This is a genomic window from Rhizobium sp. 62_C5_N11_2 (assembly GCF_051811185.1).
Taxonomy (GTDB): domain Bacteria; phylum Pseudomonadota; class Alphaproteobacteria; order Rhizobiales; family Rhizobiaceae; genus Rhizobium; species Rhizobium leguminosarum.
On record NZ_JBPWPW010000001.1, the window covers coordinates 2400303 to 2427087 of the forward strand.

Here is a 26785-nt window from a genome sequence, read left to right on the forward strand (position 1 = left end):
GTCAATTGACCCTCATATTTCGGGCGTCGGCAGCTAAATGCAGCAAAGGAGGCCCGACATGCCTCAAACAAACATCTGGAATATCGTACAGGCCCTTTCCGCATTCAAGTCGCAGAGGCGCAGGGATGCGAACCATGAGCATGCGCTCCGAGAGCTAAGGCGCTTTCCGCCACATCTGCTGGCAGATTGCCAGCGCGAGCTAGAGTTGACCGTCCCGGAGCGCCGCGCGTGCGATGGGACGCGGTAGAGACGCTTCATCCCTTTGAATCCGCTCAGGATCTGGGCACATCGATGCCGGTCAACTCGCAACGTCTTACTCGACTTGCGCCGCAGCGGATGATCGACGGTCGAACGCCGATCACATCCCGCCCAGCAGTTTGAACGCTATGATCCACATCGTGAAAGCGACGAGCGTTTCCAGCATGCGCCAGGATGAGGGTTTCGAGAAGATCGGCCTCAGCCGCTTTGCGCCATATCCGAGCGAAAAGAAGAACAGGAAGGAACCCGTCACCGCCCCTGCCGCAAAGGAAGCCTGCTCTCCCGGATATCGCGTCGATATCGTGCCGAGCAGCACGACCGTGTCGAGATAGACGTGGGGATTGAGCCAGGTGAGTGCGAGGCAGGTCGCCAGCGTCTGCCGAAAACTCGACGACTTTGCTTCCCCGGTCGTCAGAGCAGCGGACGACCGCAAGGCGGAATAGAGGCTTCTTGCCCCGTACCAGACCAGAAATGCGGCTCCGCCATAGCGCATGACCGGGTCGAGCCAGGGCATGAACCTGGCGATCTGCTGGAGGCTGGTCACACCAAGTACGATCAGCGCGGCATCCGATACCGCGCATGCGAGGCAGACAGCAAAGACATGTTCGTTTCGCAAGCCTTGCCGGAGGATGAAGGCGTTCTGCGCGCCAATGGCGACAATCAGGCTGAGGCCCATCATCAAGCCGGTTATATAGATCGAAAAATTCATCTCTTCGGCCAACGCCCCTCATTTCGGTAAGGTTGCGCTATCGCGATTGGGAGAATTAGGCTAGTTAATCTGACTTACCTAGATTAAGTGAAACTAATCCATGCTCGACTATTCCGCTCTTCGTGCCGTCGCAACCATTGTCCAGACAGGCAGCTTCGAGAGAGCCGCGACCGTCCTGAGCGTGACCCCGTCGGCCATTTCGCAGCGCGTGAAGCAGCTCGAGGAGCGTCTCGGCGTCGTCCTCATCGTCAGAGGCACGCCGTGCACGGCGACGGAAAAGGGAGAATGGCTCTGCCGCCATATGGAGAATGTCGGCATGCTCGAAGCAGAACTCTTCGGGCAGCTGCCGGCCCTCATCGATCCCGACGAACCTCGCCAAAGGGTCACGCTTCAAATCGCGACGAACGCCGACAGCCTCGGGACATGGTTCGTCGAGGCCATGTCGAGTTTCGCCAGGAGCTCTTCCTATCTGCTGAACGTCGCCGTCGACGACCAGGACCACACCGCCGAATGGCTAGAGCGCGGGCGGGTGATCGCCGCTGTCACCAGCCTGGAAAAGCCGGTCCGCGGATGCCGACGTTTTGCACTCGGCATTCTGCATTACCACGCAACTGCAACGCCCGATTTCGTCGCACGGCACTTTCCGCATGGCGTGACATCAGAGGCAATCCGCAACGCCCCGGCGCTGACCTTCAATCAGAAGGACAGGTTACAAAGCAGTTGGGTGCGGCGGATGTTCGGACGCGATCTCGACTATCCTACCCATTGGCTGCCGTCGCCGCAAAGTTTCGTCGAAGCCAGCCTACAGGGCATGGGTTGGGGGATGAACCCGACCCAGCTGACCCGCGAGCATCTCGCGTCCGGACGGCTGGTCGAGCTGGTGCCCGACACACCGCTCGATGTCCCGCTCTACTGGCAGATAAACCGCCTCGCCGCCGATCGCCTGGCGGATCTGACGCGCGAAGTCGTCACAGTGGCCAAGCGCCGTCTTTGACGCGTCACTCAAGAATGCAGCAGAACCGGGTCCCTTTTATCAAACGTAAGCCGTGCGGCTGCCGAACTCACTGGTCTCGTCAAAATTCGTCGTGCCGATACGCTCGCTTTCGCCGGAAAATTCTCCAGGAGCGTCACCGGCAGGCTTCGATGCAGCAGACGCCTGAGTTTGGCTGCTCTCGCTCGCTTCGAGCTTGGCAATCTTCGCTTCCAGCGTATCGATGGATTTTTCGATCGTGGCCTTCTCTTGCTCGTCCTGCGTTTCCGACAGGGCTGCCTTCTTTTCGGCAAGCTGTGCCTCGAGAGAGACAAGCTGATCCGACGAACTGGAAGACGAGGTTGTAGCGGCTGAACTCAAAATGGTGGATGCAGAACTGGAAATTGCGCTGACCATGAGCATGACTTTCGATGGTGGAATGTCATCGTTCTAGCCGCGGATGGTAAAGGTTCGATAAATAAAGTACCGGATAGTACCAAAATAACGGGGATGGCCACGCAAATAGCGCGCGCCTATGCGATGGCGATGATTTCCAGTTCCTGGCCGCCTGTCTCCACTACATCGCCGACAGCCTTGCCCATCAGCAACCGCGCCACCGGGGAAACGTAGGAAATCGATCCGGCCTTGGGATCGGCTTCGTCCTCTCCGACGATACGATAGGTCTGCACGCGCCCGTCGTCACGGCGGAAAGTCACCGTGCTGCCGAAGGCGACGGTGTCGATTGACGTAGGGTCAGGCACGAGCTGGGCGGTGCGAAGTCTTGCGGCTAAGTAGCGAAGATCACGCAAGGGACTGGCTGTCTGCCGCCGCCGTTCGTTCACGTCGTCGATGGTGCTCGCGCCATCATAGGCCTCGCGAGCCTCTTTGAAGCGCAGCTCGAGAGCCTTCAGTCCTGCTTCCGTAACAAGGTTCGGATGCGCCGAAATCGGACGATCGGGCAGCAGGGTTTCCGAAGCGGTTTCGAAACTCTCTTCCTTGGTAAAAGCGACGGCCAATCTCGGACTCCGTTTTAGCGCGATGCGCTCTTCTAGCTGATGGGCAATTGCCGCGAAACGATTGTCGGAACCATACACCGACCGCGGACGAACCGCCAATCTCGGTTGATAGGCGGCCGGCGCCGGCGGCAGAGGCAGCCCGCTTTCAAGGTCACCGCCCCGTAGCTGTTAAGCGGCGGAAACGTTCCGCACCACATGGCGGTGCTCGGCACCCTCATTTCGAAACATGCTGGGGTTTGCCCTTCCTCTTGGTTGAGGCGAACTCTTCGAGCTGCTTTTCGCTCATGGATTCGACCATTTGTTTCGAGGCGCCTTTGAGTTCACTCTTGGGTGTCTCGCCGCGCTTGGCCGAGAGGGCGGCGCCTGCGGCCTTCTGCTGGGCCCTGGACTTGGCTGGCATATCGATCTCCTATCGCTTGAACGGGCGGTGGCCGGCGTCAAAGTCATCATGCTCTAACTATCCTGTTCTAAGGAGGCTGCGGCCCGCAAGCCGCAGCCGACCGGCTGTCAGTTGATGGTGGCCCACTGGCTTCGAACATCCCTGGCGTTCTTCGACAGATGGACGTGAGCATCCACGTGATCGACCCAATCGATCGGGATCAAGTGGTGCTTGCCGTCCTCCGAATCGAGCTTCGTCAGCTTGATGCGCGTGGGGCCGTCGAGATGATCGACTGTGCCGACATGGGTGCCGTCGGCAGCCCGCACTTCCATATGTTCACGGATCTGCTCTGCGGAAATCATCGTTTCCTCCTTTGCATCATTGTCAGGTACGAAGCGGCAACGACGTGGAGCAGACTTGGTTCCCAACACGCGCGACCGTGTTCAATCAGCAGTCACGTCCCAATTGTCGTCCGGGTTGAAGGTCCGGATGCCAGTTCGCGAGGCGGGAGCGGCGGTGCCCGATAAATCGGCGTCGGCTGCTCCCACCGTCTCGGATCTGCAACCCCGCTGACACTGTCTCTGCGTAACATACCCCGATTATACGGGTAACGTCTCCGATCTTCGCGTAGTCTGGCCTTGTGCAGACTTCGACCGCCGCGGCGTGCGGCGTCGAGGCCTGCCTGAACTCGGCAGAGTTATGAGGAGCAGCCGCAGTGAGCACAGCAAGATGTCATAATGGCCGAATTCAACCGAGACTTTACCCAGGTCTGGAATGGATCTTGGCTCTCCTGCTGCTCTGCGTATTGGTCGGATGTGGCGGCCACCCGAAGAATGTGCTCATCCCCGTTGCCGACAGCGCGCCGAATTCCACCAAGGTCGACATGCTAGTGACCACGACGCGCAGCCGCTCCACGATACGGGGCGAAATGTTTACAGGCGAGCGCGCACTCGCCCCGGCCTTTGCCGACATCACCGTATCCATCCCCCCTGCAAACGTCCGAAAGGTCGGCGAAGTCGCCTGGCCGAAGAGGCTTCCATCCAATCCCGCAACCGATTTCGCAACCTTGAAAGCCGACGAGATCACGCGCGACGACGCCAAGAAATGGCTGAGCGCCTCGGTCAGGAAGAGCCACGACCGCAGCGTGCTGGTGTTCATTCACGGCTTCAACAACCGCTTCGAAGACTCCGTTTATCGCTTCGCTCAGATCGTCAAGGATTCCGGCGTCCATAGTGCTCCCGTGCTCGTGACATGGCCGTCGCGCGGCAGTCTGCTTGCATACGGATATGACAGGGAGAGCACGAACTACACGCGCAACGCATTGGAGATGCTCTTCCAATATCTCGCCAGGGATCCTGAAGTGAAGGAGGTGTCCATCCTCGCGCATTCCATGGGGAACTGGCTGGCGCTGGAAGCGCTTCGCCAGATGGCGATCCGCAACGGCCGCCTCCCTGCCAAGTTCGAGAATGTGATGCTGGCCTCGCCCGACGTGGATGTCGATGTCTTCCGCCAGCAGATCGTCGACATGGGCAAGCAGCATCCGCAGTTCACCTTGTTCGTCTCGCGAGATGACCGCGCGCTCGCAGTATCCCGCAGGGTATGGGGTGACGTCGCGAGACTCGGCGCCATCGATCCCGAGCAGGCTCCCTTCAAGAAGGAACTGGCCGACAGCCAGATCACGGTGATCGACCTCACCAAAGTCAAAGCGGGCGACAGACTGAACCACGGGAAATTTGCAGAATCGCCCGAGGTTGTTCAGCTGATCGGAGCGCGGATTTCCGACGGCCAGACGCTGACTGACAGCAAGGTCGGGCTCGGGGACAAGATCCTTGCCGCAACAACGAGCACGGCCGCCGCAGCGGGCAGCGCAGCCGGCCTGATCCTTGCCGCCCCGGTCGCAGTCGTCGATGCCGACACCAGAGATAATTATGCCGGCCAGGTCAGCGGCCTCACGGGTCCTATGGGCAAACAGCAGCGGGCGCCCGACTGCACTGCCGGAGGCCGATCGAAGGAGTCGTGCAGGCAATAACGGTTCAGGAATTGGCAACTGACAGTTCACAAAGATCAGGATAGACAATGCCACGAGTTTCCAAGATCCGCATGGTTAGATCGCTTCTCACGGCGGCCGCCCTGGCGGCCGTTCTCCTTTGTGCCTCCATTACCGTGGCTCAGACCGTGACGCCTGCGAACGCGCAGCCTGAAAGCGTTCAACGCTTCATTGGGATGTTCTCGGATCCTGACGTCCAGCGCTTCCTGCAACAGCAGTCCCAAGCAGCCCAGGCTGCGGCGAAACCGCCCTTGGCAACCCCGAACTCCGACCCATCATTCTCGGAATTCGCGATGCGATTCCGTGCCCACGCCTCCGGCCTTCTCGGCGCTATCCAGTCCTTTCCCCTGGAGACGATGCAAGGCGGGGCAGTGCTCGAACGGGACATCCAGGCGAATGGCGGGACGAGGCCGATCTTCCTGGTCGCGGCCTTCGTCGCCGTCGGTCTGGCCGCGCAATGGCTGTTCTGGTGGATCAGCGCCGGCTGGCGTGCATGGATGGCGCGCGCGCCCTTTGCCACGGTCCGCGAGAGGGTGGTGGCACTGGCCGCGAGGCTTCTGTGGGCGGCATGTTACGTCCTCTCCTTCGGGCTTGGCAGCATCGGCTTCTTCCTGCTGTTCCAATGGCCGCCTGTTATCCGGGAGATCGTCGTCGGCTATCTCTTCGCGATCGTCGTCTTCCGCCTGGCGAGCGCGCTTTTCGACGTGCTTCTCGCGCCCCGGGCAGAGGAAGAGGGTCGATTCCGTGTCGTCCCGATCACGAAGGATGCCGCCCGCCACTGGGCGAAACGCCTGGGCTATCTCGTCGGCTGGTATGCCTTTGGCTGGGTGACCATCCGCCTGCTCGGCACTCTCGGCTTTTCCGACCCGGCCCGGCAACTGGTCGCCTATTCGCTTGGCCTCGTGTTGCTCGTCATCGGCATCGAAGCTGTCTGGAGACGTCCGTCCCGATTGTCTGCCGGCCAAGCCAGCCGGATCGGACTACGCGCCCGGAATTGGCTCTGGACGGTCTATTTCGCTGGCGTCTGGCTGCTGTGGGTGGTGGGGGCCATGAAGCTGTTCTGGATCGCGGTGGTCTGCGCGGCATTGCCCGGCGCTATCGCCCTCACCAAGGCGTCGGTTAACAATATCCTGCACTCTTCCGCGGACCAGAAGGACGGCCAGCAAAGAAGCACCGTCGCTTCGGTGATTATCGAGCGCGGCATAAGGGCGGCGCTGATCGTCGGTGCGATCGTTCTGCTTGCGGACGCCTTGGACGTCAGACTGACGCAGATGACGATGCAGGATTCGCCGCTTCTCCGCCTCGTGCGCGGTCTCTTCAGCGCCGGGATCATTCTCCTGGTTGTCGATCTCGCCTGGAATGTGGTGAAAGTGCTGATCGATCGCAAGCTGGGCGACACCGAGGCCGTCCTTGAAGTCGGCAGCGAACGGGAGCGGCGACGCACGCGTCTCAGGACCCTGCTGCCGATCCTTCGCAATTTCCTCATGATCCTCTTCGTCGCCATCGCGATCATGATGGCGCTGTCATCGCTCGGTGTGGAAATCGGCCCCTTGATCGCCGGTGCCGGCGTAGTTGGCGTCGCCATCGGCTTTGGTGCGCAGACCGTGGTCAAGGACGTGATCAGCGGGATGTTCTACCTGCTCGACGACGCCTTCAGGGTGGGCGAATATATTCAGAGCGGCAGCTACAAGGGCACCGTCGAGTCCTTCAGTTTGCGATCCATCAAGCTCCGGCACCACCGCGGCGCCGTCTACATCGTCCCCTTCAGCGAGCTCGGAGCAGTCCAGAACATGAGCCGCGACTGGGTGATCGAGAAGATGACTATCACCATCACCTACGATTCCGACATCGAGAAGGCCCGCAAGATCATCAAGAAAATCGGCCTGGAACTGTTCGAGGATCCGGAATTCAAACCGACGACGATCGAGCCGCTGAAAATGCAGGGGATCGACAGCCTGGGTGACTCCGGCCTGCTCCTGCGGATGAAAGTCATGACGCTTCCGGGCCAGCAGTTCACGCTGAAGCGGCGCGCCCTGCGGATGATCCATCAGGCGTTCAACGAAAACGGCATCAAGCTCGCCGTGCCAACCGTCCAGGTCTCGGGCGGAAAGGACGACGCTGTTGCAGCCGCTGCCCAGCAGACGCTCGCGGCGCATAGTGCGGCGAGCGCCACGAACCCGGCCTGAGCGCGGCATTCTTCAGGCCCTTAAACAAGACACGAAAGCAATGGGAGGAAATGAAATGAAGTTCCCGGTCAACCTATCGCATGTGGTTGCGACACTTGCCGTGCTGATGACGGTCTGCACGCCCCTCCTCGTACCGGCGACGGCCGAAGCCCGTCGCGGCGCTGCGGCCTGCGGCCCGAGGGGCTGCGGCGCTGCGGCTTGCGGACCGCGCGGATGCGCTGCGGTCGGACGCACCAGTCCTGCCGTTCGGCCGCCCGTCCGGCGCGGCGTCGTGGTGGTGACCCCTCGCCGCTACTGGCGTCCGGGTACCGCCATCGCCGCAGGCGCCGCCATCGGCTTCGTCGCCGGAGCTGCCGCCGTTTCATTGGCAGGTACGCCGCCTCAGTCCGGTCAGTGCTGGTACTACACCTCACCCGACAAGACGACGGGCTTCTGGGACGTATGCCCGCGCTGAGTGGCTCGCAGAAGGCTCGCGAGTCGGCATCACGGCCACTATCATCGCCTCCGGCAAAGTCGTCTCGATCGCCAGCGCGATACTCGTCACCGGTCTGATCCGCCGCCCACTAAATCAAACAGAGCATGACGTCGTCCGAAAACAGCACACTCCTTTCGGTATTATGCTCCGCTCCGCAGATCTCCTTGCACGGAAAGCCAGGAGGCCCATGAGGATGACCGACCCTATAGTGGCCTCCAACGGGACTAGCGGGCGCACCGCCATCATTCAATATCTCTGATGTTATCCATAAGTTCTATTCGTTTGAATGATGAGTTCCCAAGGCCCATATTGTGATTATGGACATGGACGAACCTCCCATTGACGACCATGCCCCTGACCCTAGAAAGGAACCGGAAAATGACCACGCTCACCTATCGCGGTGGTGGTAAGTCCCTCACCTCCGGCCAAGGCCGCTTCGATCTGGCACATTATGCCCGTAAGCTCACCCTCGCCTGGACACGCTGGCAGACGGCTCGTGAAATCGAAGCCATGCCCTTCGACATCCGCAAGGACATCGGCTGGCCGAGCACGGACGACAGCAAACACCGGACCATGTAATGAATGCGACATTCCACCCAAGATAAGGGCGGCGTCTGCTTTGCGCAACGCCGCCTTTTTCGTGGCCTGACCGTCCATTCCCAAGCCCTTTTCAGTCTTGAATTTCAGTCGCCTATCAGCCCGTCATCAGCCCTATCCGCAGCCATTCCGGCAGTTTGATCGGCCAAATCGTGGCCGATGTCGCATATTTGCTCTTCCCGGCCGCATTTTTCCATGCCAGTGTCGCTTTCAGGACATCGGCGCGACGCATTCCGCGCAACGAATGTGTCATCGTCCCTCGAGCATGGATTTCGCTATGAACAGGATGCAGATCAAGAAGCGTTCGCTGGTCTTCTTTATGGTACCGCAATTCACCATGCTGCCCTTTTCGGCGGCCGTGGACACCTTGCGCATCGCCAATCGCATGCTCGGTTATCAGGCCTATACCTGGCGACTGACCTCCGTCGATGGGGAAAAAGTCTATTCCTCCTGCGGCATCGGCGTCGAGGCCAATTCCTCGCTTGCCGAGGAGCGCCGCCATCTCGGCGGCGAAAACCGGCCGGGCATGGTGCTCGTCTGTTCCGGCATCGATGTCGAGCAGTTCAACAACAAATCGGTCAATGCCTGGCTGCGTGAATGCTACAATCGCGGCGTCGCCGTCGGCAGCCTCTGTACAGGCGCGCATGTGCTTGCCCAGGCCGGCCTCCTGAACGGCAAGCGCTGCGCCATCCACTGGGAAAACCTGCCGGGCTTTTCGGAAGCCTTCCCGCAGGCGGAGGTCTATGCCGATCTCTACGAGATCGACGGCAATCTCTATACCTGCGCCGGCGGCACCGCCTCGCTCGACATGATGCTGAACCTCGTCGGCGAGGATTTCGGCGAAAGCCTTGTCAACCGCATCTGCGAGCAGCACCTGACCGACCGCGTGCGCAACCCGCACGACCGCCAGCGTCTGCCGCTGCGCGCCCGCCTCGGCGTGCAGAACGCCAAGGTGCTGTCGATCATCGAGTTGATGGAAGGCAATCTCGCCGAGCCGCTGTCGCTGATCGAGATCGCCGACGGCGCCGGTCTCTCCCGTCGCCAGATCGAACGGCTGTTCCGCCAGGAGATGGGCCGCTCGCCGGCCCGCTACTATCTGGAAATCCGCCTCGACCGTGCGCGCCACCTCCTGGTGCAGTCCTCGATGCCCGTCGTCGAGGTCGCCGTCGCCTGCGGTTTCGTCTCGGCCTCGCACTTCTCCAAGTGTTATCGCGAACTCTACCATCGCTCACCGCAGCAGGAGCGCGCCGAGCGCAAGATGACCATGGCGACCGCTCGCCAGGCCGTCGCCGCCTGAGACAATAAAAGACGGTCGCCGCCTGAGACAATAAAAGACGGTCGCCGCTTGAGATGATAAGACGGCCATCTGCCGCCTGATATGAAAGGCGGCGGCTTGGCTCTGCCCTTCGGATGGCGCTATTGCGCCGCCTCTTCCGTCATCCTGGCGTCGGAATAGACCTGGTTGCGGCCCCGGTGTTTGGCCATGTAGAGAAACTGGTCGGCGGCGTTTAGGTAATTCTCGAAGGTCTCGTAACCGCCGATCTCGGCGATGCCGATCGAAATCGTGACGCCGAGTTCCTCATCATCGGCCGTGACCTTCAGCCGCGAAATATCCGAGCGGATCTCGTCGCAGAGCTTGGTCGCGGCAGCGGAATCCATCTGCGGGAAGAGGATGGCGAATTCCTCGCCCCCGAGGCGCGACAGAAGATTGTCGCTGCCCTCGAAGATCGTAAACAGCCTGTTTGCGACAGCCTTCAGCACCTTGTCGCCGATCTCGTGGCCATAGGTGTCGTTCAGCCGCTTGAAATGGTCGATATCGAGAATGGCGACGGAACTCGGTACCTTCAGCCGCAGGCACTCGTTCACCAGCTTCGGGCCGTTGTCGTAGAAATAGCGGCGGTTATAGAGGCCGGTCAGGTAGTCGCAGGCCGCCGCCGCCCTCAGCTGCCGCATCTGCGCCAGCGTTTCGGCATTGTTGGCGATGCGGCATTGCAGCTCCTCGGCAACGAAGGGCCGGTAAACGAAATCGCTGGCGCCGGCCTTGAGGAAACTCGCCGAAAGCATGCGGTCGTTGGAGGAGGAAACGCCGATGACACGCAGCCTGTCCGAGCCGAAGCGATGGCGAATGCGCCGCGTCAGCTCGTAGCCGCTCATATCGGGCATATGGTGGTCGGTGACGACGAGCTCGATATCGCTGTAGGCCTCGAGCGCCGCCAGCGCCTCGAGCCCCGAATTTGCCTCGACGACGAGATATTGCTGTGCCTTGAGCAGGTCGACGAGCACCTGGCGCGCCGAGACGACATCGTCGACGACGAGCACCCGCGTCTTGCGGTTGGAGATCGCCCGTCGGACGGTGGCGACCAGATTGTCGAGCGCGAATTCATTGTCCTTCAGCACGTAATCGATGACATTGCGCTCCATGATCTTGTTGCGCGTGTTGAGATCGAATGTCGCGGTGAAGACGATTGCCGGGATATCGTGCTCGATCGTGCAGTCGAGCGCTTCACCATAGGGCGAATCCGGCAGGTTGAGGTCGACGACGGCCATGGTGTAGCCGTGCCCGTCCTCGGCAAGTTCCTTGCGAAGAGCTTTCAGCGACGGGCAGGATTTGACGGCAAGGCCGAGCTCCGTCTGGAATCGGTGACAGAGCACGGCGGAAAACATCCGGGAATCTTCAACCAGAAGTATCTTGAGCCCGCCGGAGCGCAGCCCGATACCATCCCGCTGGAAATCCGCTTGAAAAGCCACAGACCCTACTCCCCGATGCGTCCGATGGGCTCGACTCGGCCCTCTCCCCGGCGGGGACGATAACCGAGAGGCCTGTGCGCGTGAAGGGGACAAATAACAGCGACATTACCTGTAATTGCAGAAATTCGACGACTGTCCCCGACCGTGATATTCGTCCCTCTGGCGATACCGATACTGGAAGGGCCGTCAGGCAACCGCCCGCTCCTTGCGCATCGATTGAATCTGCAGCAGCGTATCGAGGTTCTGGTTGACGCGGCAATAGAACTCCTCGTCAATGAAGGGACGCAGCATGAAATCATTGCCGCCGGCCTTCAGGAATCGCGCCGAAAGCAGCCGGTTCGAGGAGGAGGAAACACCGATGATGCGCAGCTCGTGCGAGCCGATACTGGCGCGGATGCGCCGCGTCAGTTCGAAGCCGTCGATGTCGGGCATGTTGTAGTCGGTGATCATCAGGCCGATATCGCGGTTGGCCTTCAGGATCTCCAGCGCCTTGCCGCCGCTCTCGGCGACGCTGACACGAAAATTGTAGCGCTTCAGCCGGCTCGACAGCAGGGCGCGCGCGGTCGCACTATCATCGACGATCAGCACGTGGTGGCGGTGATTGGTGAGGAAGCGGCAGATCGATTCCGCCAGCAGGTCGACGGCAAAGATATTGTCCTTGAGGATATAGTCCACGATATCCTTGGCCATCAGCTTGTCGCGCATGCTTTCATGGAAAGTGCCGGTAAAGACGATTGTGGGTATAGAGAGATCGACCAGATATTCGAGCGCTTCGCCGTTTTCGGCGCCGGGCAGATTGATGTTCGAGATCGCCAGCGTGATCGGATCGGAAGACTTGTCGTAGGAAACCTGCAGATCCTCGAAGCTGCGGCAAATCTCGACATCGATGTCGAACAGCTCCTTGAGGCGTTTACTGATCATCGAGGTGAATACGTTGGAATCTTCCGCGACAATAATACGCGCACCAGCAAACATTTCCCCGGAATATTGCATCCCCGAAATACCTAGAAACGCCATAGCAAACCTTTGATGTAAAATCTGTCCCCGGATCAAACTGATACATCAATTGATTTGAATAATTATTAATCGGCGCGCCCAGTTCTAAACGAAGAGGCGGCTCAATGGCGCCGCCTCCGATTTCTTTGCGGATATGATTAAGAAATCAGGCGCGAAGCGCCGCATTCCAGGCATCGAACGGGCTTTCGCCGACAACCGTCGCATTATAGGTCGAACCGAGGATTTTGATCTTCAGCTTCGTGCCTTCGCTGGCATAGTCCGGCCGCGGCATCGCAAGCGCCAGCGCCTGACGCGACCACGTCGGATTTAGACGATTTCCCGTGGGCCTGTCCGGGTGGCACTGCTCAGCCGAAGCGATTATAAACGAGCCATCGACCCGATCCGCCGACAGGTTCGCCCCATGATCCAATCCGATCCGGTGATCGAATGGCTTCTCGACTCCGATCCGTCGATCCGGTGGCAGGTGATGCGCGACCTGCTCGATGCCCCAGATAGGGAATGGATGGCCGAGCGGGCCAAAGTCGAGACCGAGGGTTGGGGCGCCAGGCTGCTCTCTTGCCAGGACGAGGACGGGCAGTGGGCGGGCGGCGCCTTCCTGCCCGCCGGTTTCGACGCTCGCGAGTGGAGGGAGCGCGGCCAGCCGTGGACGGCCACGACTTTCTCGCTGTCGCAATTGAGGGAGTTCGGTCTTGATCCCGCCTGCGGGTGCGCCAGGCGCACCGTCGAATTGATCGGCGCCAGCGCCCGTTGGGAAGAAGGCGGCCAGCCCTACTGGGAAGGCGAAGTCGAGGAGTGCATCAACGGCCGCACCATTGCCGACGGCGCCTATTTCGGGATTGACGTCTCGCCCATCGTCGACAGGCTGGCCGGCGAGCGTCTCGACGACGGCGGCTGGAACTGCGAGCGGATCAATGGCTCTGTCCGCTCATCTTTCGCCAGCACCATCAACGTGCTGGAAGGCTTGCTGGAATACGAGAGGTCGACTGGCGGCACGCATCGGTCTCAAGAGGCGCGCAGGACGGGCGAGGAGTTTTTACTGGCCCGCAACCTCTTCCGCCGCCTCGGCACCGGCGAGCCGGCCGACGAGCGCTTCCTGCACTTCCTGCACCCGAACCGCTGGCGCTACGACATTCTGCGTGCGCTCGACTATTTCCGCTCCAGCGCGATCCTGACCGGCAATAATCCCGATCCGCGTCTCGGCGAGGCGATCGAGCACCTGCGTTCCAGACGCCTTCAGGACGGCAGCTGGCAGCTCGACGGGAGCCCTGCAGGTCGGGTGTGGTTCGAGATCGACGACGGGCAAGGCAAGCCGTCGCGATGGGTGACGCTCCGGGCTATGCGGGTGCTGAGATGGTGGAATGCCCAGCCCTCAATCAATGCCTGACGGCAAACCCAGCGCGCGCAGGAAATGCGCCTCGATCGCCCGCAGCAATTCGGCGCGATCGAATGGCGTCTCGCCGATGCCCGGCTGATTGACCACGCCGTGCAGGGCATTGAACAGGAACACCGCCGTGAAGCCAGGATCGCCGACCGACCAGGCATTCTCGCCCGCGCCAGCGGCGAGCAATTCGCTCAAATGGTCGATCAGGATGTTGCGCGAAAGCCCTTCCCTTGTTGCGGGAGGTGCTGTCACGAAGGCGAGATGATGCAGCCCGGCCGCGTCGAGATAGCCGGTGGCGCATGCCATGGACCAGGCCGCCAGTCTCCCGCGCCAATCCTCTTGTCTCCGTCCTTCGACCGCCGCGACGATGCCATCCAGCACGCCCTGCACGAAACGGGCGCGCAGCGCCTGGAGAACATCAGCCTTCGAGGAGAAGTGCAGGTAGAAGGTGCCCTTGGCGACCCCCGCCCCCGTCGTGATCTCCTCGATCGTGGTCTGCTCTACACCCTTTTCCAGAAACAGCAGTTCGGCCGCGGTCATCAGCTCGTCGCGTCGCTCCTCGGGAGGCTTGGTTCTCGGTTTAGAAACAGGATCGGCCGGCATCGACACGCTGCTCCACTCTCATTGACGGCGCGTGGGGTCGGTCCTGTGCAGGTAGCCGGTAAAAACGTCGCGCATGGCGGTGCTCTCGATTTCTGGCAGCAGGCGACCGACCTCACCGCGATGATAACCGGCATGCGTCACCACATGGGCCAGCATCTCTTCGCGGGACATGCGCCCGCGCCCACCATCGGTGAAGGTGAAGTCTATGACTTCCTCCATTTCCGGAAGCGTTATACGCGAGGTATAGTCGATATACCAACGGTCGGTTTCCCGGATATCGGACGACAGCTGCGCCACCGGCGGCGCTTCGCTGCTCCAGCTCGCCGCGTAGGAATGATTGAGCCGCTGAAGATTGGCGACGAAAATACGATCGACGAGATGGGCGTGATTGAGCACACGAAGGGCTGAGCGAAAGTCGTCAGATCGCGCCTCAGCCCCGAGCGCATTCAAGGCATCGAGAAGCTCATCGTCAACGCTGGCTTTGTATCGGAACAGAGAGTTCAACAGGGTCTGCGCGCTCATTGCGATCTCCGGGTGTGAAACGGGCGGCGCCGGCATCAAACCGACAACCTCCATTTATATGACTGACTGGCGGTCAGTCAATACGATCCAGGCTGCCCTGCCGCACAATCACGTGTCCCTTACGCGCAGCAGCCGCGCGTTGCCGTTCGCGGCCCACAGCAGGCCGCCGCCTTGCTGTTTTCCTCTGCCAGCCAGCGGTCGCGCGGCTTGCAGCTTGCCGGCCGTGGCGAAAGCGAAATACGGACGGTTCCAGCGCTGAGAACCGGCATCGCCGCACAATAGAGTTGCATCGGGCGCAGGCCATCGCTGACTTCGAAGGTCAGCTTCGCCGAACCATCCAGCTGCACGTGGTCGGTAACCTTGCGGATGATCGCCTGGAACTTGCCGGCCGGCATGTGTGTGCGGTCGCCCTCTTCGATGTCCCAGAGCTGGATGAAGATCTCCGTCCAGGCCTCAGGATTGGCGCCGCAATCGAGGGCCGAGAATTGGCCCGCTTTGACCTCGGTGATATGATAACCAGGCTTCACCGGCCGGCCGTCGTAATAGAAAACCAGCGGCGCGTCCCTTTCGCCGTCGAGCGTATTGAGCAGCAGGCCAAGGCTGATGTCGTCCTCTTGAATTTTTCCGTTGTCGATCGCGTTCATATCAGCTAATTCCTCATTTCAATAATTCAAGGATCATTGAAATATGGATCAACGTCAAGCCCTCGTCGCATTCGGTGCTCTCTCGCAAGAGACTCGCCTGCATATCGTCCGCATGCTTGTGGTCTCTGGCCCCAATGGCATGGCGGCAGGTGCAATCGCGGAGAAGGCGGAGGTCTCGCCGTCCAATATTTCCTTCCACCTGAAGGAGCTCGAACGCTCAGGCCTGATTACGCAACAACGCGAATCCCGCTCGATCATCTACACCGCCAATTACGAGGCGCTGGGCGGCCTGATCCGCTTCCTGATGGAGGATTGCTGCAGCGGAAACCCTCAGATCTGCGCGCCGGCTGCCGCCGTCGCCGCCTGCTGTGCACCTGCGACGAAAGAGGAATTGCAATGACCGCAGACCGCATTGGCGATGCGCCGTTCCGCGGCACGACGAGGATGGGCTGATGACGGGCTTCGATCTACCACGCCGGCTCGTCGCCGAGGGTCTCGGCACCGCCATGCTGGTCGCGACAGTTGTCGGGTCGGGTATCATGGCGACATCGCTGACGCAGGACGTAGGACTTGTTCTGCTCAGCAACACGCTCGCGACCGGCGCCATCCTGGTGGTGCTGGTCACTGTGCTCGGACAGATCTCCGGCGCCCACTTCAACCCGGCGGTCTCGCTGATCTTTGCGATGTCGGGCTCGCTGGCAAAACGCGATCTCGCCGGATATATCGCTGCGCAAATCTTCGGCGGCATCGTCGGGACCGTCGCGGCCCATCTGATGTTTGCCCTGCCACTTATAGAAATGTCGAGCAAGGTGCGCACCGGCGGCGCGCAATGGTTTTCCGAAGGCATGGCGACCTTCGGCCTGGCGGCGGTGATCCTCGCCGGCATCAAGTTTGAGCAGAAGGCGGTGCCGTGGCTGGTCGGGCTCTATATCACCGCCGCATACTGGTTCACCGCTTCGACCTCCTTTGCCAATCCGGCCGTCGCTTTGGCCCGCTCGCTGACCGATACCTTCTCCGGCATCCGCCCGGTCGATCTTCCCGGCTTCTGGATCGCCGAAATAACAGGCGCGGTCGCAGCCCTTCTCCTGTTCACCTGGCTGCTGCAGCCAGGCGCTTCATCAACCCTATCGTCAGAGGCAAAGCTATGAACGTCACCATCTACCACAACCCGGCATGCGGCACCTCCCGCAACACGCTGGCGATGATCCGCAATGCGGGCATAGAACCTGATATCATCGAATATCTGGAAAACCCGCCGTCACGGCAGGAACTGGTCGGGATGATTGCCGATGCCGGCCTCACCGTGCGCGATGCCATTCGCCAGAAGGATACACCCTACGCCGAACTCGGCCTCGACAATCCCGATCTAAGCGACGATCAGCTTCTCGACGCGATGCTGAAAGATCCGATCCTGATCAACCGGCCTTTCGTCGTCACCCCTCTCGGTACGCGCCTGTCGCGACCGTCGGAACTTGTCCTCGAAATCCTGCCGGAAACGCACAAGGGCGCCTTCATCAAGGAAGATGGCGAGAAGGTGCTCGATGCCGGGGGCAAGCGCATTGTCTGATCTGTATGGAACATCCCGGAAACATCAGCGCCTTTAGCACCTCGTCGCAAGCCGCGTGAGCCTCAGATCCCTATGACAATCAGCACCGAACGACCGCCGGTAGCGACCATTGTTGCACTCGGGCTTACGCAGATCATCGGTTATGGATCGCTCTATTACAGCTTCAGCATCCTCGCCCCTGACATGGCCCGTGATCTCAACTGGTCATCGGAATGGATCTTCGCTGCGCTCTCCCTAGCCCTTCTGATCGGCGGCCTGACCGCACCTCTCATGGGCACATGGATCGATCGCTTCGGCGCAGGCAGGATCATGACATCGGGCTCGGCGATTGCCGCCGCTGCCCTCGTCGTCTGCGCCTTCGCGCCGGGAAAGGTCGCTTTCGTCGCGGCATTGATCGGCATCGAGATCGCCTCAAACCTGGTGCAATATGGCGCCGCCTTTGCCCTGCTCGTGCAGATCAGGCCGCGCGTCGCCCAGCGCAGTATCACCTACCTGACGCTGATCGCCGGCTTCGCCTCGACCATTTTTTGGCCGATCACCACGGCGCTGCACGCGCATCTCTCATGGCAGAACGTCTATCTGATCTTCGCCGCGCTTCATCTCGCCATCTGCCTTCCCATTCATGCCTGGCTCTCCCGTGGTGTCAGCGAGACAAGGAGACGGACCGGAGAGGAGGCCGCCAAACGCGTCGAGCCGAGCCTTCAGCCGTCGGTGCGCCGGCCGGCCTTTATCCTGATGGTAACGGGCTTTGCTTTGGAAAGCTTCGTGAACTCGGCACTTCTGGTTCACATGGTGCCTGTCATGTCTGCACTCGGCCTCGGCACCATGGCAGTGGTAGTCGGAACGCTTTTCGGCCCGTCACAGGTGCTGAGCCGCCTCATCAATATGGTCTTTGGTGAGAGCTTGTCGCAAGTGTTGCTGGCGATCATCTGCGCGATCCTGCTGCCGGCGGCCCTTGTCATCCTCATCGCCACCGCACCCTCGGTGCCCGGCGCGCTGGCCTTCGCCGTCGTCTTCGGCCTCGGCTCCGGCCTTAACAGCATCGTCTACGGAACCTTACCGCTCGCGCTCTTCGGAAGCGATGGCTACGGCCGGCGGCAAGGCCAAATCATGTCGGCCCGTCTCGTCGTCTCCTCGATGGCGCCGTTCGCACTCGCCTTCCTGATGGGCAATCTCGGCATATCATGGTCACTGTCGATCGCAGCATTGCTCAGCACCATCGCCGTCGCCGCATTCTCCGCCATTATGCGGCTGGCGCGCCCGGTTGCCCGGTCGGAAACTGTTCCCAACCCCGGAGAAGCCTGAGCGCATTAATCAGTGCAGCCGCTACTTGACGACGGCCGAGCCCTTGACGATGTCGATCGTCTCGCCGCCGTCGAGCCCAATGCGGTCGCCGTCGGGCGTCGTCATGAAGCAGCCGGAAGGGCAGAGGCTTTCCGAAGCGCCGGCATCGACGACGACCTCGACGCGCTGGCCGCTCTCGGTGATGACGAGCACGACGGCGGCGGGGTCGGTGTTGGTGATGGATGCCGCTTCAACCGCGGACGCGGCAAGCAGCGGGACAAGCAGAACGGCGGCAAATCTTGCCATCATGTGCGGCGGCGCTGGCGCGCCCTCCCCTCGAACGATCGGTGCTGCCCCCGGCAGCGATCCCGATAGTGGAGATCATGCACATATAGCTGTGAATGATGGCTGAATGACCCGTTCAGCCTTTCAGACTGCCGTCTGCCGTCTTGCTGCGCAATTGCCGCACCGGCCGCTCTTCCTCCTCCACGGGCGTGTCCGCCGAGTTTTCCTGCTCGTTGGGTTGAACCCTGCCCGCATCGGCGAGCGCGGGACGAGCCTCCCGATGGATGGTAAGATCAGTCTGTGGCAGCGGGATCTCGATTCCCTCGGCCTTGAAGCGCTTAAGGATCTCGATCCTAAGATTGTTGCGCACTGCCATGCCGTCACCCATGTCGGCGAGGAAGAAACGCAGCTCGAAATCCAGCGAATATGGCCCGAAGCGCAGGAATTCGACATGCGGCTCCGGATTGCGCATGACGAGCGGTATCTTGGCCGTCAGTTCCAGCAGGATGTCCATCACCTGCTGCGGATCGGCGTTGTAGGCAACGGAAACCGGAATTTCCGAGCGGCCGATCTTGTTGCGGTGCGTCCAGTTGCCGACCAGGCCGTTGATCAGCTCCGAATTCGGCACGATGATCGACTGTTTGCGGAACGTCTCGATCTCGGTGGCGCGCACCGAGATGCGTTTGACGATGCCTTCGGCCGTGCCGGAAACGACATGGTCACCGACCTTGAACGGCCGCTCGACGAGCAGGATCAAGCCGGAGACGAAGTTAGAGACGATGTTCTGCAGGCCGAAACCGATACCGACAGAGAGTGCCGAGGCGACGAGCGCGAAGCTTGAGAGGTCGATGCCTGCGGCCGAAACGCCGATGATCGCCGCGATGCCGACGCCGAGATAGCCGATACCTGTCTTGACCGAATTGCGCACGCCGAGATCGACATGGCTTCGCGCCATCACATTGCCGTCGAGCCAGCGCTGCAGCCAGCGCGTCAGCAGGTAGACGCCGGCAAACAGCAGGATCCCGGTGCAGATGCCGAGCAGCGAGATGCTGATGCCACCGAGCCTGACCTCGGTGAACAGCCTATAGGCAAGCATCTGCAGGTCCTGCACATGGAAGCCCCAGAGCAGCAGGATCAGAGGGATGCCGACGATAAGCGCCACGGCATAGATCGCAAGGCCGACGAGCAGGCCGGCCTGGTCGATCGCCACCGGTCCGAGCTTGAAGCGGCGCGTCAGGAAGCGCGCGAAGAAAGTATCGCCGAAGCTTTCCTGCCTGGATATCGCCTTGCCGGAGAGCAGACCGACATACATGGTGACGACGACCGCGCCGGTGATGATGAGCTGCGTGGCAACGAAGCGTGCCAGCCCCACATAGCCAGTCAGCGCGGTGAGGATGAGACCGGCGCCGACGACACGCAGGATGATCGCCATGCCGCGGGGCCAATGCCGGCCCGGTGCATCTGGATCGCCGTTCTTCGCCAGCATCGGTTTGCCGAACGAGACCGAAATCAGGATCAGGCCGATGATCAGCGCGGCAATCAGGCTCCTGACCACGGTCAGCACCAGCGGCGAGCTCATCGCCTCGCCGATCGTACCGAACAGATAATCGAGCGCGTTGACGACGGCCATCGCCAGCAAGCAATAACCGATCGAGCGCGCGCCGAGATTGGAAAGCCGAACGAGCCGCCAGCGCGGTTCATTCGGCGCGAAGATGGCATTGACGAAGCGGCCGACGAAATAGACGAGCCCGATCGCCCCGAACAGAGCGCCGATGACGGGTGCGATGTCGGGTCGCAATACGTTGAAACCATTGAGGAAGAAGAACGACGTGACGAGTAGAACCGAGAGCGCCAGGGTGCGGATCAGCGTCGACCAGAAGGCGATCGACAGCCGGCCGATATAGGACGGGTTCTCGACTGCTTCGTCGCGACGGAGATACGAACCGAACAGCCGGTAACTGCCGGAAAGCAGGATGAGGGCCGAGGCGAGTGACAGGAAAATCGCGGCAAACAGCGGGAAACGCTTGAATTTCCAGACGAACGTGGCCCAACTTGACAGGGCCTGCAAGAATTCGCTGGCCTCATGCACGAAGGCACCGCCGGCGTCATCCAGCACCGAGACAGAGATCTCGGTGCGCCTGAGCAACGTGTCGGCAAACAGCCGCCGCCGCATTTCGGTGACCTCGTTGACGAGCTTCGTCACCGTGATCGACAGGTTTTCGGCGTCGCCCGTCACCGCATTGATCTGCGCGCGCTCGGCGGCGAGCGCGTTGCGCTCTTGGGTGACGATCTCGGCCTCCGGCGGTTGACCGTCCTTCGGCGGATCGCCGATCTCGGCAAGCCGGTTCTTGATCTGGTCCAAACGCGGCCTCAGATTGACCGATATGGTGATGACGGCGCGGCTGAGCTCGTCGGCCTTGGTCGCAAGCCCGACCAGGGCATCGTCATTGTCGGCATTCTGCTTGACGCCGTCCTGAAGAGCCGTCAGTTGGACCTTCGCCTTGTCGATCTCCTTTGTCGCCTGGTCGAGCGGCGTATCGGCAAGCGGCGCCTGCGCGGCCGCCGGTGCCTGTGGCTCCTGCGCAAAGGCCGCAGCACCCTTGAAATGCGCGCCAGCGACCGCCAGCGTCAGCAGAAGAATGGTGCGAAGCAGGATAGGTCTCAGCCGCAAAAGCGCCTCCGGAAGGGTTGTCGTCGAGGTAGAATGCCAGCTTGTCATAGTAAAGAAAGGCGACAGAAAGGCGGAAGCTCCCTGGAAAGGCCTAGAAACCGGCGCCGGGCTTGGAAAGATAGTCGCGCTCCCCAGCCGTCGACTCCCGCCCAAGCATGGCATTGCGGTGCGGAAAACGGCCATAGGCAGCGATCACGTCGCGGTGGCGGATCGCATAATCGAGATATTCTTCATCGCCGAGGGCGGTAAACAACGCCACCGATCGTTCCTGTTCGCCAAGATCTTCGGCATGTTCGAACGGCAAGTAGAAGAAGGTACGGCATGCGGTCTCCACCACCCGGTCGGCGCCGGATGCCAGCGCGAGTTTGGCTTCGCGAAGCGCCAGCCCGTCGGTCGCAACGGCAAGCGGCGTGCCGCGATAGATGTTGCGAGGAAATTGGTCGAGCACGATGACAGCCGCCAGCCGGCTCTCCGCATCCGCCCGCCATTCGGCGCCAACATCCGCGGAAAGGGCCAGATGAGTATCGCGAAAGACCGTGCTGATCTCTGCATCGAGGTCAGGCGTCGCGCGGAACCACAGCTCCCGGCCGCATCTGACGAACCAGAAATCATAGACTTCCTTCGGTGTGCGGATCGTCGCCATGTTCCTCCCCCAGCGTCATGTTTCTTGATGTATCGTCGGCAAGCTATTGTAGTGATTGGACATACGGCGTTCCGCATGGCGACAAACTCAGCACTGAACGGGGAATACCCTACTTCCCCTCATGCAACGAGAACACCAGCGTCGCCTTGGTTCCGTCATGGCCGGGGTCATAGGCGAAATCCGATTTCAGGCTGGCGGCCATGGCCGTCAGAATGCGTGTACCAAGGCCGGTCCCCCTGGCCGGGCTCGACGGATCGAAACCGGCGCCGTCATCCTCGACGATGACGCGCAATGCCTCGTCCGTCTGGTCGACGATGACGCGGATCTCGCCCGGCACGCTGTCCGGATAGGCATATTTGAAGGCATTGGTGACGAGCTCGCTGACGATCAGCCCGAGCGTGATCACCTTGTCGGTCGCCAGGTTGACCGGCTGCGCGGTGAGCACGATCCGATGCGGCCGCTTGTCGTCGCGCATCGAGGCTTCGAGTTCGGTGAGCAGGCTGTTCAGATATTCGTCGACCTGCACCGAGCCGACCTGCCGGTTGGTGTAGAGCCGACGGTGCACGCTGGCGATGGCGTTGATGCGCATCTGCGTTTCGTGCAGCGCATCGATCGCCACCTGGTCTTTGGTCATCGAGGATTGCATGCGGATCAGCGCGCCGACGAGGCCGAGGCTGTTGGCGATGCGGTGATTGACCTCGGCAAGCAGCATTTCGGCAAGGTCGCGCTGCTGGCGGATCACCTCCTGCGCCTGCGCCGTCTCGCGGCGAAAACGCGCCCGCTCCAGCGCCTGTTCGAGCGCGGCCGCGAGCAGGTCGAAATAATCGGCTGAGATCCCCTTGAGCATGTAATCGTCGGCGCCGGCCTTCAGCGCCGCGACCGCGATGCTGGTATCGTCCGAACCCGTCGCATAGATCACTGGCGGATGATCCGGCATCGCCGTGATGCAGGGCAGAATGTCGAGGCCGGTCTCGCCGGCCAGGATATGATCGAGCACGACGGCGTCGATACCGCCTTCGCCGAGTCTCGCAAGGCCGGCAGCGCCGCTCTCGGCCCACTCGACCGAAAAGCCACACCGACGCAGGTTTTTCTGCATCAGTAGGGCAAGCCCCTCGTCGTCGTCGATATAGAGGATGTGGATCAGGGCATCCGCATCGCCGCTAGAATTGCTCATTCAGTCTCCCGGCGTTCTCTCGCAGCGACGACCGCCCGCAAGCGTCCGAGTCGTCCGCATGGCAATGTCGTATTGCATTGGCCGCCTGGGGTAAACAGCAGTTATCCCTCGTTCTTGTCGCAGGCGGCGCGGAAGGAGGATGTCGGGAATCCGGCATTTTCAGAACATGACCCTGGCCTGGGGGATCCCCATGGAAGCCGCTGAAGGAGATGGGAAAACGAAGAACCTGAAATGAGATGCGCAAACGCCGAGCGGCCCAATTGGTTCCGCCCATAAGCTAATTTTTCTGGAATTTCCGATGGCCGGATACTTCGGCCCCTGCCTCTGCCGGCAATTGCAGGAAGCGCAGCGACGAGACGACGCCGATCGCGCCGACCGCGACGAAAGCCCAGCGGAAATCGGCAAGAACGGGATTGTCGGCGCCCCTGAGAGCCGAGCCGATGTTGAGCACGGCCGCCGCCACCGCCACGCCGAGCAGCATCGATACCTGCTGCAGCATGCTCGACAGCGTAGAGGCCGAGCTTCGCTGCGCCGGGCCGATATCGGCGAAGGCCAACGTGTTCAGCGCGGTGAATTCCATCGACCGCGACAGGCCGGCGAGAAAGAGCAGCGTATGGATGAAAAACGGCGGCGTCTCCGGCGAAAGGAAACCGCAGGCGGCGATCGAAAGCGCCGCTATCAGCCCGTTGACCCCAAGCACGGTGCGAAAGCCGAAGAAGCGCAGCAGCGGCGTCGTCACCGCCTTCATGCTGAAATTGCCGAGGAAATAAACGAGCAGATAGGTGCCGGCAGCAATCGAGCTCAGGCCGAAGCCGAGCTGGAACAGCAGAGGCAGCAGGAACGGCGTCGCGTTGATCGCCATCCGGCAGGCCGTGCCCGCCGACAGCGTCGACATCGAGAAGGTCTGGATGCGGAAAGCCGAAAGGTCGAGCAGCGGGTTGTCGACGGCGAGGAAATGCCGCGTCGCCATGACCGACAGTACGATGCCCGCCGCCAGCATTGATATGACGGGCAAAAGCCCGCCCTCCCATTTGACCGAGAGTTCGAGGGCGGCGAGCAGGAAGGTCAGGCCCGCAGCACTAAGGACGAAGCCCATGAGATCCAGCCGGCCGGGATTGGTCTCGCGCTGCTCCGGCACGAAACGCAGCACCAGGGCGATGCCGAGAATGCCGATCGGGATGTTGATGAGGAAGTTCCAGTGCCAGCTGGCATAGGTGGTGATGAAGCCGCCGAGCACTGGGCCGATCACCGGCGCCGTCAGTGCCGGCCAGGTGATCAGTGCGATCGCCTGGACCAGTTCCGATTTGCGGGCGTTTTTCAGCACGATGATACGCCCGACCGGCGTCATCAGCGCGCTGCCCGCCCCCTGCACGGCGCGCCACAGCACGAATTCCGCAAGGCTGCCGGACAGCCCGCAAAACAGCGAGGCGCCGGTAAAGACGGCAATCGACATCAGGAAGATGCGGCGCGCACCGAACCGGTCGCCGAGCCAGCCCGACAGCGGAATGAAGGCGGCCATCGTCAGCATGTAGACGGTGATGCCGATGCTCATCGATACCGGCTGCACGCCGAAGCTTGCCGCCATCTGCGGCAACGAGGTGGTAACGATCGTACCGTCGAGGATCTGCATGAAGAAGGAAACGGCAACGACCAGCGCCACGATCTTCGCCTGGCGGCCGCTCGCCGCCTCTTGCCCATTCTCGCTCGTCTCTGCCGTGGTCATGGATCTGCCAATAGAAATTCCGGAAGACGCGGCAGGGAAACGGGAAGAAGCCGATCGGAGATCTGCCGCGCGGGGAGCGCGGACATGGAAAGCCGCGCACTGGCTGAATACGCCCGTTGCAGCCGGGCGGAAAGGCTAAATCTCGCACTGCGCAGGAATATTCCCGATGCATCCGGATTACGGGCTGCTAAAGAAAAGATTCAAGAAAAAGGCCCCGCCGAAGCGAGGCTAAGCTTGATCCGCTCCGGGGAAAACAGGAACGGCGCGCAGTCCATACCGTGCGATCCATGTCGCAGCGAGGCCAGATGTCGCTGCATCGGTACGCTCGCCAAAGAATTTTTCGAGATCGGCCGAAAAGATCGGCTCCCAAAAATATCCGCCCATGTGGCGCCACGCTTGTCGCATTGCAGCAACGATTGAGGCTTGCAATGTTTATAAAAATAGATATCACTAAACATATTGCTAAACATGATGATTGAGGAGTTCATGTGAGCATTCTCTGAAGTGGGTGAACATGCGACGCCGGCGGGGAGCCGGCTTTTGGTTCTGGGAGGAACTTATGCAGAAAACATCGAAAGCCCTTTTGGGGCTGGCCACGGCATTCGTCATGTCGTCGGCATTGCCCAATCTCGCCAAAGCCGATGAACTGACGCTGTGCTGGGCCGCATGGGACCCCGCCAATGCGCTCGTCGAGCTGTCGAAGGATTTCACCGCCAAGACCGGCACGCAGATGAAGTTCGAATTCGTTCCCTGGACGAGTTATGCCGATCGCTTCCTCAACGAGCTGAATTCCCATGGCAAGCTCTGCGACCTCATCATCGGCGACAGCCAGTGGATCGGCGGCTCAGCCGAGAACGGCCACTATGTCAAGCTCAACGACTTCTTCGACAAGGAAGGCATCAAGATGGATGACTTCGTGCCGGCGACCGTCGTCGGCTACTCGGAATGGCCGAAGAACACGCCGAACTACTGGGCGCTGCCCGCCATGGGCGACGTCGTCGGCTGGACCTATCGCAAGGACTGGTTCGAAAAGCCGGAACTGCAGAAGGAATTCAAGGCGAAATACGGCCGGGATCTCGCAGCGCCGAAGACCTACGATGAGCTGAAGCAAATCGCCGAGTTCTTCCAGAAGCGTGAGATCGACGGCAAGACCGTCTACGGCGCCTCGATCTATACCGAGCGCGGCTCCGAAGGCATCACCATGGGCGTGACCAACGTCCTCTACGACTGGGGCTTCCAGTACGAAAACCCGAAAAAGCCCTATGACATGGAAGGCTTCGTCAACTCGGCCGACGCGGTCAAGGGCCTCGAATTCTACAAGTCCCTTTATGATTGCTGCACACCGCCCGGCAGCTCCAACGTCTATATGGTCGAATCCGCCGATGCCTTCAAATCCGGCCAGGTCGCCATGCAGATGAACTTCGCCTTCACTTGGCCTGGCCTCTACAAGGACGAGAAGGTCGGTGGCGACAGGATCGGCTTCTTCCCCAATCCGGCTGAAAAGGCGCACTTCGCCCAGCTCGGCGGCCAGGGCATCTCGGTGGTCTCCTACTCCGACAAGCGCGATGCCGCCCTGCAATACATCAAGTGGTTCGCACAGCCCGATGTGCAGGCCAAATGGTGGGAACTCGGCGGTTTTTCCTGCCTGAACTCCGTCGTCAATGCGCCGGGCTTTGCCAAGAGCCAGCCCTATGCCCAGGCCTTCCTCGACTCGATGGCGATCGTCAAGGACTTCTGGGCCGAGCCGAGCTACGCCTCGCTGCTGCAGGCCATGCAGAAGCGCGTCCATAACTACGTGGTCGCCGGCAATGGCACCGCCAAGGAAGCGCTCGACGGTCTGGTGAAGGACTGGAGCGACGTCTTCAAGGACGACGGCAAGATCTAGC

The 26785-nt window shown here is 61.1% G+C and carries 30 protein-coding genes; 14 read left to right on the plus strand and 16 right to left on the minus strand.

The window, feature by feature from the left end:
- Positions 1 to 58 precede the first annotated feature (58 nt).
- A complete protein-coding gene (locus AB8B31_RS12080) occupies positions 59 to 247 on the plus strand; it encodes a hypothetical protein (RefSeq protein WP_018242412.1) in 189 nt (62 codons plus the stop codon).
- A 111-nt stretch (positions 248 to 358) separates the two neighbouring features.
- Here the strand turns inward: AB8B31_RS12080 and AB8B31_RS12085 are convergent, their stop codons facing one another.
- A complete protein-coding gene (locus tag AB8B31_RS12085) occupies positions 359 to 967 on the minus strand; it encodes a LysE/ArgO family amino acid transporter (protein WP_032994612.1) in 609 nt (202 codons plus the stop codon).
- Positions 968 to 1067: 100 nt separating this feature from the next.
- Between AB8B31_RS12085 and AB8B31_RS12090 the strand changes: the two genes are divergently transcribed.
- The gene (locus AB8B31_RS12090) at positions 1068 to 1961 is read left to right on the plus strand and encodes a LysR family transcriptional regulator ArgP (RefSeq protein ID WP_130652579.1); all 894 of its coding nucleotides are present in this window, start codon (positions 1068 to 1070) and stop codon (positions 1959 to 1961) included.
- A 39-nt stretch (positions 1962 to 2000) separates the two neighbouring features.
- Here AB8B31_RS12090 and AB8B31_RS12095 read toward each other — a convergent pair whose 3' ends face one another.
- The 4 genes from AB8B31_RS12095 to AB8B31_RS12110 all read right to left on the minus strand — a co-directional run bounded on the left by AB8B31_RS12095 (position 2001) and on the right by AB8B31_RS12110 (position 3694).
- Entirely contained in the window at positions 2001 to 2360 is a 360-nt protein-coding gene (locus tag AB8B31_RS12095) for a hypothetical protein (protein ID WP_047621447.1), read from the minus strand.
- Between the two features lie 110 nt (positions 2361 to 2470).
- Positions 2471 to 2953, minus strand: coding sequence for a transcription elongation factor GreA (greA, locus tag AB8B31_RS12100; RefSeq protein ID WP_047621449.1), 483 nt, complete (start codon positions 2951 to 2953; stop codon positions 2471 to 2473).
- Positions 2954 to 3167: 214 nt separating this feature from the next.
- On the minus strand, positions 3168 to 3353 hold the full coding sequence (locus AB8B31_RS12105; protein ID WP_028733115.1) for a DUF3008 family protein: 186 nt from the start codon (positions 3351 to 3353) through the stop codon (positions 3168 to 3170).
- Between the two features lie 107 nt (positions 3354 to 3460).
- Entirely contained in the window at positions 3461 to 3694 is a 234-nt protein-coding gene (locus AB8B31_RS12110) for a DUF2171 domain-containing protein (RefSeq protein ID WP_012757858.1), read from the minus strand.
- 353 nt (positions 3695 to 4047) lie between these two features.
- Here AB8B31_RS12110 and AB8B31_RS12115 point away from each other — a divergent pair, with 353 nt between their 5' ends.
- The 5 genes from AB8B31_RS12115 to AB8B31_RS12135 all read left to right on the plus strand — a co-directional run bounded on the left by AB8B31_RS12115 (position 4048) and on the right by AB8B31_RS12135 (position 9934).
- Entirely contained in the window at positions 4048 to 5361 is a 1314-nt protein-coding gene (locus AB8B31_RS12115; RefSeq protein WP_028733116.1) for an alpha/beta hydrolase, read from the plus strand.
- Between the two features lie 47 nt (positions 5362 to 5408).
- Positions 5409 to 7565, plus strand: a complete 2157-nt coding sequence (locus AB8B31_RS12120; RefSeq protein WP_047621452.1) for a mechanosensitive ion channel family protein — start codon at positions 5409 to 5411, stop codon at positions 7563 to 7565.
- Between the two features lie 55 nt (positions 7566 to 7620).
- Positions 7621 to 8019 carry a hypothetical protein gene (locus AB8B31_RS12125; protein WP_047621453.1) on the plus strand — a complete coding sequence of 133 codons (399 nt, stop codon included), beginning with the start codon at positions 7621 to 7623 and terminating at the stop codon, positions 8017 to 8019.
- Positions 8020 to 8418: 399 nt separating this feature from the next.
- Positions 8419 to 8619: a hypothetical protein gene (locus AB8B31_RS12130; RefSeq protein WP_018447267.1), complete on the plus strand. Its 201-nt coding sequence runs from the start codon at positions 8419 to 8421 to the stop codon at positions 8617 to 8619.
- A 295-nt stretch (positions 8620 to 8914) separates the two neighbouring features.
- A complete protein-coding gene (locus tag AB8B31_RS12135; protein WP_018242426.1) occupies positions 8915 to 9934 on the plus strand; it encodes a GlxA family transcriptional regulator in 1020 nt (339 codons plus the stop codon).
- A gap of 119 nt (positions 9935 to 10053) precedes the next feature.
- On the opposite strand, the gene AB8B31_RS12140 is transcribed toward AB8B31_RS12135, so the two are convergent.
- The 3 genes from AB8B31_RS12140 to AB8B31_RS12150 form a co-directional block, all read right to left on the minus strand.
- A complete protein-coding gene (locus tag AB8B31_RS12140) occupies positions 10054 to 11385 on the minus strand; it encodes a diguanylate cyclase (RefSeq protein WP_047620983.1) in 1332 nt (443 codons plus the stop codon).
- Between the two features lie 186 nt (positions 11386 to 11571).
- Positions 11572 to 12402, minus strand: coding sequence for a response regulator (locus AB8B31_RS12145; protein WP_047620984.1), 831 nt, complete (start codon positions 12400 to 12402; stop codon positions 11572 to 11574).
- 145 nt (positions 12403 to 12547) lie between these two features.
- Positions 12548 to 12673 (minus strand): hypothetical protein, encoded by a 126-nt coding sequence (locus AB8B31_RS12150; protein WP_261320509.1) that lies wholly within the window; start codon positions 12671 to 12673, stop codon positions 12548 to 12550.
- 129 nt (positions 12674 to 12802) lie between these two features.
- Between AB8B31_RS12150 and AB8B31_RS12155 the strand changes: the two genes are divergently transcribed.
- Positions 12803 to 13786: a squalene cyclase gene (locus AB8B31_RS12155; protein ID WP_130652580.1), complete on the plus strand. Its 984-nt coding sequence runs from the start codon at positions 12803 to 12805 to the stop codon at positions 13784 to 13786.
- On the opposite strand, the gene AB8B31_RS12160 is transcribed toward AB8B31_RS12155, so the two are convergent.
- The 3 genes from AB8B31_RS12160 to AB8B31_RS12170 all read right to left on the minus strand — a co-directional run bounded on the left by AB8B31_RS12160 (position 13772) and on the right by AB8B31_RS12170 (position 15552).
- Positions 13772 to 14386 (minus strand): TetR/AcrR family transcriptional regulator, encoded by a 615-nt coding sequence (locus tag AB8B31_RS12160; protein WP_130652581.1) that lies wholly within the window; start codon positions 14384 to 14386, stop codon positions 13772 to 13774. The genes AB8B31_RS12155 and AB8B31_RS12160 overlap by 15 nt on opposite strands.
- Before the next feature lie 18 nt (positions 14387 to 14404).
- Complete coding sequence (locus tag AB8B31_RS12165) at positions 14405 to 14908, minus strand: DinB family protein (RefSeq protein WP_130652582.1); 504 nt, start codon at positions 14906 to 14908, stop codon at positions 14405 to 14407.
- Between the two features lie 119 nt (positions 14909 to 15027).
- Positions 15028 to 15552, minus strand: coding sequence for a DUF6428 family protein (locus AB8B31_RS12170; protein ID WP_130652583.1), 525 nt, complete (start codon positions 15550 to 15552; stop codon positions 15028 to 15030).
- Between the two features lie 43 nt (positions 15553 to 15595).
- Between AB8B31_RS12170 and AB8B31_RS12175 the strand changes: the two genes are divergently transcribed.
- From AB8B31_RS12175 to arsK, 4 genes are all read left to right on the plus strand, one after another.
- The gene (locus AB8B31_RS12175; protein ID WP_018242433.1) at positions 15596 to 15952 is read left to right on the plus strand and encodes an ArsR/SmtB family transcription factor; all 357 of its coding nucleotides are present in this window, start codon (positions 15596 to 15598) and stop codon (positions 15950 to 15952) included.
- A gap of 52 nt (positions 15953 to 16004) precedes the next feature.
- Positions 16005 to 16700 carry an aquaporin gene (locus AB8B31_RS12180; protein ID WP_018242434.1) on the plus strand — a complete coding sequence of 232 codons (696 nt, stop codon included), beginning with the start codon at positions 16005 to 16007 and terminating at the stop codon, positions 16698 to 16700.
- Entirely contained in the window at positions 16697 to 17119 is a 423-nt protein-coding gene (gene arsC / locus AB8B31_RS12185) for an arsenate reductase (glutaredoxin) (RefSeq protein WP_130652584.1), read from the plus strand. Before AB8B31_RS12180 ends, arsC begins: the two co-directional genes overlap by 4 nt.
- 72 nt (positions 17120 to 17191) lie before the next feature.
- Positions 17192 to 18424, plus strand: a complete 1233-nt coding sequence (gene arsK, locus AB8B31_RS12190) for an arsenite efflux MFS transporter ArsK (protein WP_130652585.1) — start codon at positions 17192 to 17194, stop codon at positions 18422 to 18424.
- 21 nt (positions 18425 to 18445) lie between these two features.
- Here arsK and AB8B31_RS12195 read toward each other — a convergent pair whose 3' ends face one another.
- The 5 genes from AB8B31_RS12195 to AB8B31_RS12215 all read right to left on the minus strand — a co-directional run bounded on the left by AB8B31_RS12195 (position 18446) and on the right by AB8B31_RS12215 (position 24899).
- Positions 18446 to 18712, minus strand: coding sequence for a hypothetical protein (locus tag AB8B31_RS12195; RefSeq protein WP_047620995.1), 267 nt, complete (start codon positions 18710 to 18712; stop codon positions 18446 to 18448).
- A gap of 112 nt (positions 18713 to 18824) precedes the next feature.
- On the minus strand, positions 18825 to 21359 hold the full coding sequence (locus AB8B31_RS12200) for a mechanosensitive ion channel family protein (protein ID WP_130652586.1): 2535 nt from the start codon (positions 21357 to 21359) through the stop codon (positions 18825 to 18827).
- Between the two features lie 91 nt (positions 21360 to 21450).
- Positions 21451 to 22002, minus strand: coding sequence for a DUF924 family protein (locus tag AB8B31_RS12205; protein WP_130652587.1), 552 nt, complete (start codon positions 22000 to 22002; stop codon positions 21451 to 21453).
- A gap of 109 nt (positions 22003 to 22111) precedes the next feature.
- Complete coding sequence (locus AB8B31_RS12210; protein ID WP_018447253.1) at positions 22112 to 23176, minus strand: histidine kinase dimerization/phosphoacceptor domain -containing protein; 1065 nt, start codon at positions 23174 to 23176, stop codon at positions 22112 to 22114.
- 277 nt (positions 23177 to 23453) lie between these two features.
- On the minus strand, positions 23454 to 24899 hold the full coding sequence (locus AB8B31_RS12215; protein ID WP_018447251.1) for an MFS transporter: 1446 nt from the start codon (positions 24897 to 24899) through the stop codon (positions 23454 to 23456).
- A gap of 84 nt (positions 24900 to 24983) precedes the next feature.
- On the opposite strand from AB8B31_RS12215, the gene AB8B31_RS12220 reads away from it, so the two are divergent.
- Entirely contained in the window at positions 24984 to 25319 is a 336-nt protein-coding gene (locus AB8B31_RS12220) for a hypothetical protein (RefSeq protein WP_165403093.1), read from the plus strand.
- A 139-nt stretch (positions 25320 to 25458) separates the two neighbouring features.
- Complete coding sequence (locus AB8B31_RS12225; RefSeq protein WP_018242444.1) at positions 25459 to 26784, plus strand: ABC transporter substrate-binding protein; 1326 nt, start codon at positions 25459 to 25461, stop codon at positions 26782 to 26784.
- The last annotated feature ends 1 nt before the right edge of the window (position 26785 follow it).